This is a genomic window from bacterium, assembly GCA_020444065.1.
GTDB lineage: Bacteria > Sumerlaeota > Sumerlaeia > SLMS01 > JAHLLQ01 > JAHLLQ01.
Window position 1 is genome coordinate 504,001 of sequence record JAHLLQ010000003.1, and the last position, 13,682, is coordinate 517,682.

General features: G+C 62.7%; 9 protein-coding genes. 4 read left to right on the forward strand and 5 right to left on the reverse strand.

Annotated elements, in window-relative coordinates; translation table 11 throughout:
• Positions 1 to 75: 75 nt before the first annotated feature.
• The 5 genes from KQI84_09795 to meaB form a co-directional block, all read right to left on the reverse strand.
• Positions 76 to 3,189 (reverse strand): PHP domain-containing protein, encoded by a 3,114-nt coding sequence (locus KQI84_09795; protein ID MCB2155168.1) that lies wholly within the window; start codon positions 3,187 to 3,189, stop codon positions 76 to 78.
• Positions 3,190 to 3,483: 294 nt separating this feature from the next.
• A complete protein-coding gene (locus tag KQI84_09800) occupies positions 3,484 to 4,434 on the reverse strand; it encodes a hypothetical protein (GenBank protein MCB2155169.1) in 951 nt (316 codons plus the stop codon).
• Between the two features lie 582 nt (positions 4,435 to 5,016).
• Entirely contained in the window at positions 5,017 to 6,150 is a 1,134-nt protein-coding gene (dprA, locus tag KQI84_09805) for a DNA-processing protein DprA (protein MCB2155170.1), read from the reverse strand.
• A gap of 14 nt (positions 6,151 to 6,164) precedes the next feature.
• The gene (locus tag KQI84_09810; GenBank protein ID MCB2155171.1) at positions 6,165 to 7,187 is read right to left on the reverse strand and encodes a hypothetical protein; all 1,023 of its coding nucleotides are present in this window, start codon (positions 7,185 to 7,187) and stop codon (positions 6,165 to 6,167) included.
• 218 nt (positions 7,188 to 7,405) lie between these two features.
• On the reverse strand, positions 7,406 to 8,437 hold the full coding sequence (gene meaB, locus KQI84_09815) for a methylmalonyl Co-A mutase-associated GTPase MeaB (GenBank protein ID MCB2155172.1): 1,032 nt from the start codon (positions 8,435 to 8,437) through the stop codon (positions 7,406 to 7,408).
• A gap of 285 nt (positions 8,438 to 8,722) precedes the next feature.
• Here meaB and KQI84_09820 point away from each other — a divergent pair, with 285 nt between their 5' ends.
• From KQI84_09820 to KQI84_09835, 4 genes are all read left to right on the forward strand, one after another.
• On the forward strand, positions 8,723 to 10,471 hold the full coding sequence (locus KQI84_09820) for a Na/Pi cotransporter family protein (GenBank protein ID MCB2155173.1): 1,749 nt from the start codon (positions 8,723 to 8,725) through the stop codon (positions 10,469 to 10,471).
• 330 nt (positions 10,472 to 10,801) lie between these two features.
• Positions 10,802 to 11,782 carry a lysophospholipid acyltransferase family protein gene (locus tag KQI84_09825; protein MCB2155174.1) on the forward strand — a complete coding sequence of 327 codons (981 nt, stop codon included), beginning with the start codon at positions 10,802 to 10,804 and terminating at the stop codon, positions 11,780 to 11,782.
• Positions 11,713 to 12,408, forward strand: a complete 696-nt coding sequence (locus tag KQI84_09830; GenBank protein MCB2155175.1) for a hypothetical protein — start codon at positions 11,713 to 11,715, stop codon at positions 12,406 to 12,408. The genes KQI84_09825 and KQI84_09830 overlap by 70 nt, the downstream gene beginning before the upstream one ends.
• A gap of 5 nt (positions 12,409 to 12,413) precedes the next feature.
• Positions 12,414 to 13,535, forward strand: coding sequence for a hypothetical protein (locus tag KQI84_09835; protein MCB2155176.1), 1,122 nt, complete (start codon positions 12,414 to 12,416; stop codon positions 13,533 to 13,535).
• Positions 13,536 to 13,682: the final 147 nt, after the last annotated feature.

A 13,682-nucleotide genomic window follows, 5' to 3' on the forward strand; every position in this document is an offset into this window, starting at 1 on the left:
ACCCGGGCACCGATGCGATGGTGCCCGGGTGGTTTGTTGTTGGTGGTGAGCGGGAACTGCCGGAATCAGATGCGATCAGCGCGCGGCCACTTCCACCGCATCCTCTGTCGGTGCTTCGGCGGGGGGGCAGTAGACGCGCCAGCGGCCGGGGCCGGCGGTGGCGTCGAGGCCGGCTTCGAGCAGCGGGCACACAGTGATCTTGCGGCCGGCGATGCGTTGGTAGATGCGCGGCGGGTCGAGCGGTTCGCCGCGGAGCCGCAGGCCGGTGTGGCCTGGGAAGTCCTTCAACAATGTCAGCAGTCGCTTCAGGTGTTTGCCTTCGAGACGGCTGACATCGATCTCGAGTTCCGTGGCGCGTTCGGCGCGAATCACACACGCTTCGAGCGTTTCCGCAGCGTGTGCGCGCAGCACCCATTGGAAGTCTTCGCGGCGCAGGCGTCCGGTGACGACAACGAGGCGACCGGCGAGATTGTCCGACGTCAGGAACTGCGCGCGCGCACCGGAGGCTTCGATCAGACATCCGGCCAGATCGGCCAGGCACTCGTCGTCCTCTTCCTTTTCCACGGCGTCGATCGTGCCGACCAGGCAAACGTCCTGGCCTCGATCGCGGAAGGCCAGATCGCGCGGCGGGCGCAGTTGGGCGCGTTCGATGAAGTCTTCGTGCAGCAGCAAGGGGTCGATGGCCGTTTCGAACCCGAGAACCTCGCGCTCTTCTGCCGCGAGCCACTCCTCGGTTTCTGCTTCCGGTTCCGCGATGACCGGTCCCCCGTCTTCCTGATTCTCCAGCCACCATTCCGTGCCGTGGCCGAAGAACTGCAGCGGATCTTCCGTAGCCGAGCGACGCCGACGCGGGCGCAGCAATCCATCGAGCTTTTCGAGCTGCGCGAGCAACTCCTTGCGGCTCTCGCCGACGGAGTCGAGTCCGCCCGCGCGGATCAAGCGTTCGATGTGGCTGGTGCGCAGGCGACGGGGATCGGTGCGGCGCAGCAGGTCGGCCAGATCGTTGTAGGTCATTTCGCGCCGAACGGTTTCCAGTTCATCCGCGGCCATCTTGGAGAAGCTGTCGATCGCCTGGAAGCCGACGCGCACGGCGTTGTCTTCGGGGGCCCATCGCCAGGTGGAACAATTCAGATCCACGGGTCGGATTTCGATACCGAGCGCGCGCGCTTCGCCGAGCAGTGCCGTGCGCCGACGGCCGTCATCGCCGGCATCGCTAAGCGCGGCCGCCAGGTACGCGGACGTGTCGGTGGCCTTGATGCCCGCGCAGGAGTGGGCCATCAGCAAATCGCCGAAGTCGACGCTGCGCCTCTTGGTGTTCAGCACGCGGATCAGGCTCGTCAGGTCCGACGGCTGCAGCTTGCGCAGGCGCCGCTTCACCGTCGGCGGCTCCAGGATCGAGATGCCCTGGGTGTTGCCTTCGCGAATCAGTTTGTAGGTCTTCGGATCGTCGTGCGGGATCGATTCGGGATCGAAGTGCCGGTTGCCCTGCTCCCGAACCCAGCGCGTCGCCTCATCCACCAGGTCGAGCATTCGCGAGTGGCTGAGCGCGATGCGGCTGAAGCCCGCGCCTTCCAGCGCTTCGGCGTCCCACTGGCTGACAACACCGCCGCCCGGCAGCGCCGTGCGAGGCAGGGTCTTCTCGATCGATTCGACGCAGAATGTGAATTCGTTCTCGACCGGTCGCAGCATTCGCGCGCGCCCATCCAGCCGGCGCGTCATCCACGCGAGCGCCCGCACATCCGTCAGCAGCAGATCGGGATCCGGTTCTTCGTTCGGCGGGGCCAGATCGGCCGCCTCTTTCGCGGTCGTCCACTCGGTGCTGCGAACCAGGTGGCGCGCGCGCTTGCTGTCCATGCCGGCCAGTTCGAGCGTGCGCTCGAGCGCCGCCGACGTCGTCCAGCGCTTCCATTTGCCGACCGACACGACGCGGCCTTCGAACAAATCGTCCAGCGCCTGAACGGCCTCGTCGGCCTGCGTGCGCGGGACGCAGAACTCCAATAGCGGGAACTGGCGTTCGGTTCCTTCGGGCAGTGCGAACGGCAGATCGAATCGCAGCGGATCGACGCGGGTCAGGCCCAGCAGCGACGCAATAAGGCTGTTTGTCAGGAAGCCGGCTCCCGGACCGCGCAGCACGCCGCGATCGCGGAACTCTTCGTTCAATCGCGCCAGGCAGACGATGGCCGGCGCCAGCCCGGCCGCTTCGATGTCGCGGAATTCGCGATTCAGACGTTCGCGCCACCTGCTCGGCAGATCGCCGTACCGCTCGCCAGCCACGGCAAAAACCTGGTTCCAGATAAACGACTCGGCATCCACGCCGCGGCTGAAATCGAATCGCGGAAAGCGACGAGCGGCGCGCGGCAAATCGAAATCACAAAGGCCGGCCACGCGGCCAGTGTTCTCGATGGCTTCGGGGTAATCGGCAAACCACTCGGCAATCGCTTCGGTGCTGGCGACATGGGCGCGCTCATGCAGCGGGCGCTGCAACTCGCCGAGCATTCGCGGGCGATTCGGCAGGTCGACGACTTCCTGGCGGTAGAAACGCCACGCCGCATCATCCTCCGGTCCCGCGCAGTGAATCTCCGGCACAGCCACGGGGGCCAGTTCATAGTGCGCTGCCACCGCCCACAGACCCTTTGCGGCGCGCTTGCCGATCTCCGGCGTGGGCGCGGGCAAGGACAGGAAAATCTGTTCCGCGGGGACCGCGCTCAGCAATCCGTCGACGAACGTTTCGATCTCTTCGACGCATTTGCCGAGAACGAGTTCGGTGAGTTCGCCCTTTTCGCCGCCGACCAGGTAAAGCAATCCGGCGGGTTCAGCCAGCAACTCCTCCCACGTCAGGTGCGCGGGAAAACGCTCCAGCACGCGATCCTGCCCGCGGTTCACCAGCGCGACGAGGCGTTGCCATCCCGTCTGATCCATCGCGAGCAACCGCACGCGCATCGTGCGGCCTGCGAATGTGTCTGTCCCAAAGGGGAGCACTTCGACTTCGAGACCCAGGATCGGCTGGATTCCCAGGCGTTTTGCCACGGCCACGAACCCTGGGGCTCCAGCCACGGTCATCGTGTCGACCAGCGCCATGGCGTCCTGGCCGTGCCGCACGGCCGCACGGCACAAATGCTCCACGCGCGCCAGGCTCTCGCCCAGGCTGAAATCGCTTCGCCCTCCAAGGTGCACGAATCGGTCGAACATCGGATGCGCTCGTCAGCAGGATTGCCGTGGGGAGAACGCCACAGTCACGCCCTCCGCGATGACGTGTCGCGCGGAACAATGTCAACAACCGAAGTGCATGTCAGGGCGTTCTCATTGCTCCAATCTCTTCGTTGCGCTGCGGTCGCGTCTCTCGGCCACGTACCTCAGTACGCTCCCTCAAGCCCCGCCTTGCGCGCCTCGATCTTGAAACAAGCAGAACGCCCTGCGGTGGTGGCGGTCTCAGGGGGCGTACTCGTACTCAGCGAAGCGGCACTCGAACTCGTACTCGATGTCCTACGGAATCCTGCGAATTTCGGTGACCACCCAGTGGGTATCGCCGGTCACGCTGGGCATGCGTTTGATCGGCGCGCGGGTGCGGTCGAAGACTCCGAAACGCCAGTTGGGGAAGTAGTCCTTCGAGTCGACCCCGCCGCGGAGGAGATGATTCTGAGGAGGATCGACGAGGAGGCGAAATAGCGGACCGGTCGCCAGCGTGTACCAGACTCCAAGTGTGAATCCTGTCAGAGCACCGATAGGCAGAGCCACGATCGCCGCCGGCACTGCGACCCACCAGGGAGAGATCAGCACAGCCGCCGCCACCGGTGCGCCGATCGTGCATCCGCCGAGGATCAGGAATAGCCCCACCATGACGGGAGTCTCTGCTGCATTCTTGAGACCATGATTCTCATCGAAGCCGCCTCGCCTCAAGAACGTCACTGGCGCATCCAGAATATCCCGCCACAGTCCCCACGCCGGATAAGTGGTTGCCATCCACCAAGAACGAATGGGCGGACCAGGTGGATCATCCATCACATCAAACCGCGCCCACGAAACCAGGTATCGCACGACCGCTGGACGGGGACTGCCGACGCGGCGGAATTCCAGAAGCGTTTTGGCAAAGCGCCTGCCTTCCCGCGGGACAGTTGCATCCGGCTTCTGAAGAGCTATCTCCTGCCACCAGTAGGTCAGAAATGCAGTTGGCTCGCCCACCCCACCGGGATGTCCTGTGTGCTGGATCAGCGTCCACGTCGTAATAGCTGACGAATCTCTGGTGCTCACCCAGATGCTTATGCTCGGCGGGCTGTCAGAGTAGAGTCGACATTCGATCTCCAGCCCATCCGGCGACTCAATGCGCGTCGGATGGACTCCGCGCAGCACAAGGGGCTCCATCGGCGTCGGGCCGAAGCAGCCGCATAGCCAGATGGTGATGATAGATAGGGATGTCACGAGCACGCGACAAATCATGCATATTCGTTACAGGCCGGAATGACGAGTGTCAATGGTAATGTCTGGCGCGGGGGCACCGACGCGGACTGGATGGCTGGCAGAAGCCATCTTTGCCCCTTTCAGGGACGGCGTGCTCTTCTCTGTCTACCTCGGGTTCCCGCCCTTCCGCCTCCGCTGAAGCTGCGGCGGATGGCCGGTCACCCGAGGCCATTCAGCTTTGCCCCCCTATCGGGGGACATCTCTCCGGATGTCGCCGGTTCCACAGGTGAAATGGAATACTACGAAGAAGAGCCACAGACTGTTGACGAAGATCTCGCCTTGATTGTGTCTCCTGAATCCTCCGAAGGAGGAGCAGTTGAATGGCCCGAGGTAGAAGCCCCCCTATCGGGGGCTATTTCCGGGAAGATGGGCTGCTTCGAGACTGCGTCCTCCGGGAGGAGGTTCACAGATGATTGATTGAGCCTCTGCCTCTGCGGCTTGGGTTCGTGTTCACCGAATCCTCCGAAGGAGGAGCAGTTGAATGGCCCCGGGCGACCGCAGGGAGCCCGGGGTAGAAGAGAGCGCTTCTTCCGGTCCCCGAAGGGGGCCAAGACGCCCCTCTCACCGCGGCATGAACACCTTGCCGGGCAGTTGTTTGATCAGGGACTTCAACTCAAGCGTCAGCAGCGCGCCGGTCAGTTCGCCGAGGCTGAGTTGGTCGGGGACGAACTCGCCGACGATCTCGTCGTACTGGCGATTCGTGTGGCGGATGAATTCGAGGACCAACTCCTCGGCGGGGGAGAGATTCGTGGGCGGTGGTTCTGCGCCGGGGACTTCCTCTTCCCGATCCCTGCGGAGGCGAGAAAGTTCTGCCGTCAGAACCGGTTCCAACTCGACCAGGATCTCGTCCGCGGTCGTGATCAGCGCGGCGCCGTCGCGAATCAATGCGTTCGTCCCTCGGCTGTTGCGGCGCGTGATATCGCCCGGCACGGCGAAGACTTCGCGTCCTTCATCGGCCGCCGCGCGCGCTGTTACGAGCGCGCCGCTCTTCTCGGAGGCTTCCACAACAACGACGCCAAGCGACAGTCCCGCTACCACGTAGTTGCGCGGCGCGAACTGGTGCGTTGCGGTCTTGGTCAGTGGCGGGTATGCGGTGACGATCGCTCCGGCCCGTTCCGTGATAATGCGCTCGCGCAGGTCCTTGTTGCCCTTCGGATAATCCTGATCCAGCCCGCAGGCCGCGACGCCGATCGTTCGTCCGCCCGCGTCCATTGTGGCGGCGTGAACGGCCGAGTCGATCCCGACGGCCAGGCCGCTGATTACCGTCATGACCGGTGCCAACTGCGTCGCCAGACGACGGGCGACTTCGAGCCCGTACGGCGTGGCCATTCGTGGACCAACCAGTGCGATCGCCAACTCATCTTCTGGCACGAGTTCTCCCCGGACGAACAGAACTGGCGGGGGATGCGTCAGGCGGGCGACGCCTGCCGGATAGCCATCTGTTCCGAGCTCCAGCACGTGCATTTCGTGGCGTTCGAACTCTTCGATCTGGCGGCGAAGGCGCGCGGCGTCGTTCTGCGAATCGCGGAGGCGACGGATCTGCTCGGGACGCAGGTTGACTCGTTCAGCCCAATCGAAATCTCGAGCGGCCAGGGCCTCCTGCGGTCCGCCGAAAGCGGTCGTCAGACGCGAAATCACCGCATGGGACACTCCCGAGTCCAGGAGGGTCATCCATGCGGCGATTCGATCATTCATCGTGGCGTTGTCTCTTACTTCTTGAAGACCTGCTGGCGGATCATGTTCTGGGCGGAGTCGGTTCCCATGCGCAGAATAATCAGCACGTTGTTGTCGAAGAACATCGTGTACTGCGTCCGGTACTGGCGCACATCGCTGGGCTGATTGTTGTCATTATATGCCAACGCGAATTGAGCCGGCACACCGGCATTTTTCCAGTAGAAGGCATAGGTCTGTACCTGGGGCGGGCCCGATGGCGGTGTGATATTGCGCGCGGCGCTGGAACTGGCGCCTTGCAGAACCTGCATACCGGACTGGCCGTTTACGTCCATCGTCTGGAACAACTGCATGACCTGGGGGGAGGCCTCCAGACCGTCCTCGATGGTGAATCCATCGGGAGGGGTCGCGAAGTATTTGTCTTCGAACTTCTGCATCGTGCTGTAGGGGCCGCTGAGGTGGAGCAGGTCGCGCTTCAGATCCAGCAGCGCGCTATAGGGCTTACCCACATACTTCATGTCGCGCAGGTTGTTGTAATCGTAGATGTCGAAGGCCGGGATGCCCCAGATGATGAAAATCAACGCAATGATAACGACCAGGATCTTGAAGTAGATGGAGGAAACGAAGTGCTTGACGTTCAGCTTCGCACGCTCCGTGACCTTGCTCATCTTGTACTTGAATTCATTGATATTGGCCAGACGCTCGCGCTCTTCGCCCAGGTGGCTGACTGTTTCATTCAGCAGCAGATAAGTTTCGTGCCACTCGATCTCGATCTTCTTCATATCCGCCTGTCCCATGCGCTGCAGGTGACGGAGTGTGATCGAGCGGTTGACGATTGTCAGCATGTTCTGAGCGACGTTCTTGTCGTGCCGAACCGCCTCCATGAACGAGTCGTGGAGCATCGCGATGCGAGCCTTCACATCCATGAAGGCCTGCTCGATTTGCGGGTTCAGTTCGACGGTCTTGTGGACTGCCTTGTTGAACAGGTCGAGGAAGTTCTTCCACGCATCGACCAGTTCCGAGCAGTCCGCGTACCGCCGTTCAACGTCGGGATTAATCATTGTTTCGAGGGCCTCTCGCCAGACAATTCACAATAGCGACCTATAGAAACACCACGGGGCGGGTGTCCAGACCAATGCGCACGCCCACCTCCGGGGGAAGTCTCGGCTGCAGCAGGCAGGGGCGCAAGGAGAACCACCCCGGGGGCGGTGGACCAGGTGCCGGGGAGCACCTAAAGGCCTGAGATGGCAAGGGATAACTGGGGTTCTTGAGGGGGCGGTCAGCCGTCCCCGAGCTCCAGGAGGCGCTCGGCCGCGCCGGTGGGGGAGATACGGCCGGCCAGAACATCCTCACGAACGCCGGGCAGGGCTTCGGCAACATTCGGGCGGGCATAGAAGCGATCGCGGACGAGTTGCTCGAGGGTCTGCGTCATCCAGTACAAATCCTGCCGGCGGCGCTTCTCGTCCAGCAATCCGCGATCATCCAGGTGCTCGCGGTGTTGCTCGACGGCTCTCCAGATCTCGGCGACGCCTTCGCCGGCCACCGACGAGCACGCCAGCACGGGCGTCTTCCAGTCCGCCGTCGCGGGCGGCAACATGCGCAGCGCCGCGAGGTACTCGGAGCGAGCCTGCTGGGCGCGGAGGCGATTTTCGCCGTCGGCCTTGTTGATCGCCATGACGTCGACCAACTCCATGATGCCGCGCTTGATGCCCTGAAGTTCGTCGCCGGCGCCCGCAAGCATCAGAAGCAGGAAGCAGTCGACCATCGAGGCCACTTGGGTCTCCGACTGTCCGACACCGACCGTCTCGACCAGGATCACGTCGAATCCGCCGGCTTCGCAGACCAGCATCGCCTCGCGCGTTCCGCGCGCCACACCGCCGACCCAACCGCCACATGGCGATGGTCGCACCATCGCGCGCGGTTCGGTTGCCAGACGCGCCATGCGCGTCTTGTCGCCAAGAATGGACCCTCCGGAAACCTGGCTGGAAGGGTCGACGGCCAGTACGGCGACGTTCTTGCCGGCTTCGACGAGCTGCATTCCCAGCGCTTCGATGAAGGTGCTCTTGCCGACGCCCGGCACGCCCGTAATGCCGACGCGATAGCCCCTCCCCGTGTGCGGTGCCAGGCGATCGAGCACCTCGCGCGCCTTCAGGCGATGCTCGGGGTTGGAGCTCTCAACCAGCGTAATCGTCCGCGCCAGGACAATGCGATCGCCGTTCAGAACGCCATGCACGTGCTCGTCGACCGACAACTGGCGGCGCTTTGCACGGGGCTGAACCACGCGCGCGGGATCGATGCTGACGCCGGGCATGACGTTCAGTGCGGACTCGGGATTCTTTGGCGCATCGCTGTGTTTCATCGCATCGCCATGTTACGTTCGGACACGGCGGCGCTGTCAATCGGGGTGGAGGAGAATGCGGCAGAGTACCTGAAACGCATTGCGGGATGACACGATTGTTCCAAACAGTGAGTCGCCCTGAGTCGCATGGGGGAATTCTTCCTCTTGCACTTCGGGGGCGGTTTCGCGAAGGTACTTGGTTGCGCTGGCGGCAGGGGTCTGTCTCTGCCGACTTTTTTGACTCCAGGAGTGCCGAGAGTGACGTTTGCCGAATCCATGATGATGATGTTGACTGCCCTGGGCGGGATCGGGCTCTTCATCTTTGGCATGGATCTGATGACCGAGAGTCTGCAGCAGTCGCTCGGCCATCATTTGCGGACGGCGCTCCAGAAGCTGACGGCACATCCAATTCTCGGCATCATTGGCGGCACAGCCATCGCCACGGCGATCCATAGCGGCCCGACGACGGTGATGATCGTCGGCTTCATCAACGCCGGCTTGATCAACCTGCAGCAGTCGATCGCAGTGATGCTCGGCGCGAACGTTGGCACCTCCGTTTCCATGCAGTTGGTCGCGTTCGACCTGGTGGCCTACGCCCCGATTGCCATCGCGATCGGGGCGGTCATTCGCATGTTCGTGAAGTCCGAACAAATCAAGCACGCCGGTACCGTGCTGCTTGGGTTCGGCCTTCTCTTCGTCGGCCTCGGACTGATGAAGGATGCGTTGGCGCCGCTGAAGCACTCGGAATTCTTCCAGACGCTTCTTTCTCAGATCGATGGTCAGGTGCTCTTCGGAATGATTCTGGGCATTCTGATCTCCACGGTGATTACCGGCGTCCTGATGAGCAGTGGAGCGACCGTGGCGATCGCGTACGCGCTGGCGGACGCCGGTGTCATCACCAGCATCTCGCAAGCCTTCCCGATCGTCCTGGGCGCGCACATCGGAACGACGTTTATCACGCTGTTGGGTGCGATCGGCACGAACGTGAATGCGCGAAGAGCGGCGGTCTCGCACTTGGCATTTAATGTCTTGGGTGCAATATTGGCGGCTGCGATGTCGCCAATATACTTCAAGATTATCCCCATGACGAGCGACAGTCTCGTGCGCCAGATCGCCAACGTGCACACCTTCGTCCAGGTCTTCAACTCGCTCGTCGTTCTTCCCATGACCGGGCCGTTTTCGAAGCTGATCATGCTGATGGTTCCCTCGAAAGAAGTTCCCGACGAAACCAGTCATCTCGACCCGTCCCTGGTGCGCACGCCCGAACTGGCGATTCTCGCGTCGATCCAGGAAATGCGCCGAAAGATGCGCATCTGCGGGCGAATGCTCGATAAGGCTATGGAGGCCACCGTGTCTCTCGACCTGGGCGAGTTCGAAAGCGTTCGGAAGGACGAAGCCGCCGTCGACCAGATCAAGCACGCGCTGGACGATTTCTTCGTTCTCATTGCCAGCCGCAAACTCTCGAAGCGCCAGTCCGTGTTGCTGCAGCACTTAATCTCCAGTTCCAACGACGTCGAGCGCATCGCCGATCACATTGAGACAATTTCCGTTCTGACGCGCGCGAAGGTGAAGCGCGAAATCTGGTTCGACGACGACAGCATGAATCGCCTGATCGAACTGGGTGCGCTGGTTTCTGAGATGCTCAAGGTCGCCGTCGAGTCGCTCGATCCGACGCAGGAGCAGTTCCGCGAGCACGCGGAGAAGCTGCTCGTCATGCGCAAGGACTACAAACGGCGCGTGTCGAAGCTGAAGGAAGAGTTCAACAGCCGAATCTTCGAAGGCAGCGAGGATGCGATCAACGGCATGTTCTTCATGCGGTACCTGACCGTGTTCGATCGCGTCATCCGCCACATCCGCGGGCTGGCCCGCGCCGAGTTGCAGCCGACCTTCTATATCAAGACCCACAAGCTGGATCGCATCGCGCAGCCCGCCGAACCGATCCGCAAGCCGCCCGAAGACCGGGACCAGCCCCGCAAGACGGGGACAACCGGCACATCCCAGAGTTAGACACCACCCATCGCCTTCGCCGCCTTCGGGGGACGAGTGGATGGGTTCAGGTCCATCCTGCGTCACCCTGTCCGCTCGGCCAGTGTTCTTGCCTTCGAGGGTGGAATGGGCGGACGAGTGTCTCCGCGGTACAGATGGCAGGTTTTTGCCCCCCACATTCCTCCGGAGGAGGATCAGTTGAATGGCCCCGGCCGACACATGGGAGCCCGGGGACAGGAACGGCTCCCGGCAGTCCCCGAAGGGGGCCAAGGACTCTCCCCATCACTCGGCGCTTGTGCCCGTGGCCGGGGGTCCTCTACGTTTTCGCCCACTTCGCATGGGAAGGGACCGATGGCGGTCAAGCCAAAGACAAAGACTCGCGCCTTCCGCAAGCGCATGGTGGCTCGCGCGGCGGCTCTCGGGGCGTCGATTCTGCCGAAACTGCCGTTCCGACTGGTGCGCGGGACGACGCAGACGCTTGGCCTCTTGGCTTGGTATCTGGTGGGCGAACGGCGCCGTCGAGTACTGAAACACTTGGAGATGGCCTTCCCGGACGTGGATCCCGAGCAGCGCCGGAAGTGGGCCCGCAACTCGTTCAAGCACGCCGGCGCGATCCTGGGAGAGTTCTTCTGGATTCCCTCGCTCGACGAGAAGTGGGACGCGAAGTACTGGCCATGCGAGGAGGGGATGGCCCAGTTCCTCGACGTCATCAGCGATCGCGGGAAGCGGGGCTGCTTGCTGATGACTGGGCACCATGGCAGTTGGGAACTGCTGCTTCAGTTGGCCCAGCGGCAGCTTCCGGGGGATTTCCTGGTCGTTGCGCGGGAGTCGGATCAACAACTGATCAGCGACTTGATGAAGAAGTGGCGCGAGTTCCACGGCGCCCGAATCATCTATCGCGGAGACGCGGGGCTATCGGTTTACAGGACGTTGCGCAAGGGCGGATTGGTGGCGATGCTGGTGGACCAGAACCTTCGCGGCGAAGGGGCGGAGATCGACTTCTTCGGCCATCCGGCGCACACGTTGCTTGGGCCAGCGCGTCTTGTCTTGCAGTCCAGGGCCATTACCACCACCATTTTTTGCACCCGGGCGGAGGATGGCACCTATCGGGTCCATGTGGACAAGCCACTGGAGGTCCCGGCCGCATCGAAGGACCCCGACGTTCTGACTGCTCAAGCGGTCGATTTGACCAGAAAATACACGGCCCGGATCGAAGCCGCCATCCGCAGAGACCCGGACCAATGGATGTGGATGCATCGCCGATGGCACAAACGAAAGAAATACAGCATTCCGCTGGAGCAGTTGCCCTCCTTGCCGGATTCCTCCTCCTGAGCGGCACAGCCGCCGCCCAGGACACGTCCCTCTGGCAGAGCCTGCACTTTAACGACCTGGAGATCCTCAACACCTCCGGGACGCTGGTGCTCCAGCATGTCAAAGCCGACACCGCCCGCATGGATGAGACGGGCCAGTCCTTGATCGCGCACGACATCACGATGGAGATTCTCCTTCCCGATTCCGGCGAGACCATCAGTGTCACCGCCCCGATGAGTCGGTACTACATCGACGGCGAGGCTCCTCCCGTTGAGGAGATCGCTCCCGTTGCGCCGACTCACGACGAGATCAAGAGCTGGATTCGCGGTCTCGGCGGCGACGAGGAAGGTCCTGCGATCATCGACCCGACGCGTGGCGATCTGCTGCTGGCCGATCCGATGAACGAGAGCCGCGTGCGGTTCGGCTTTGAGATGCGCGGGCAGCTCAGCACGTCGAACCTCCTTTGGAGTGAACGGCAAAAGCAGTTCATTTCTCTCGGCGAGTTCGAGCAGCGGGCCCTCGTTGGGTCCGACCGCATCGATATCAGCGGCGACGCGTTTTCTACCGACCAGAACTTCGCCGAGTGGGTGTACTACGTTCTGAAGGACGATCCCGTGACGGTTGAATTCGAAAGCGACAGGAAGTGACCCGGATGACCCTACGATTGAAAGCGACGATTCTCGGTGCGGCGTTGAGCCTTGGGCTGGCCGCTGTGGTTCCTGCCCAGGAGGCGTCCGGCAGTCCGGGCATCTTCAACCAGCTTGCCGGGCCAGGCGGGAAGGTGACCTTCGTCACCGGTCCGCACCCGGAATCCGGCGAACCGGCCAGCGTGAAGGCCAGCACCAGTCCCGAAGGCGGCTTTCGCCAATTGGAAGCGCACGGCGAACTGACGCTCGAGAGCCCGCAGCTCTACCTGGAGTGCCTGCACCTGGTCTTCGATGCCGCGGCGCAGACGATCTTCGCCCAGGATCGCGTCGTGATCCGCCAGGAGGGCGTGAACGCCAGCGCCGACGAGGCCCTGTTCCACATCGATACCGGTTCGGCGAATCTGACCGGCACCCCGAAGGTCGATTACGCAACCGAGGACAACCGGTTGCATTTCGACGGCATGCAGAGCTTCCAACTGGACAAGGACGAAGACGGCGGCGCGCTGATGATGCTGCGCGGCCCGCGCGAGATCTCGATCAACATCGAAACCAAGTCCGGCACGACTGCCTCCGGCGATCCGACCGAGGGATTCGCCGGCCTGGGCGATACAGTGCAGATTTACGCCGCGCCGCGCGGCACGGTGGAGCCTGAAGTCTCGATGGCATCCGCCGGCGAGGGCGAGATGGGGCGTTTCCACGCGACCGGCAGCATCCGCCTGAATAGCGAGACCTTTGATCTTCGCTGCGATGAGCTGACCTACGATGCCGCAGCCGGCGAGGTTGAGGCGCTGTACAATGTCTACATCAAGAAGCAAGGCATCGAGGCCGACTGCGGGCGCATGCTCTACGACCTCGCGACAGGCAAGATCACCCTGACCGTCGATCCGGACATTCGTCAGCAGGACCCAAGCGGCACCTTGCATATCTGGAACATGGACTCGTTCATTATCGAGCAGCGCTCCGACGGCACGATCGATACGGACATCCGAGGGGGCCCGGACGACGAGCCGCGTATGGAGTTCATCAGTGCGCCCGAGACGAAGGAAGATAGCGCGCCGACAGAGAGCACGCCTTCCGGCCCGACCGAGATCAATCTGGACGATCCGGGCACGTTGCCGAGGCCGTAAGCTGAATTCTGGCAGTCTGGTTTGAACGGCCGGGCCTTTTGAGGCTCGGCCGTTTCTTTGTTGAATCCATTGGCTTTATGTCTCCGAGCAGGGGCGCGGCCGTGGCGGCCAGCCAACGATAGCGACTATCCTGCCCCGGACTCATCG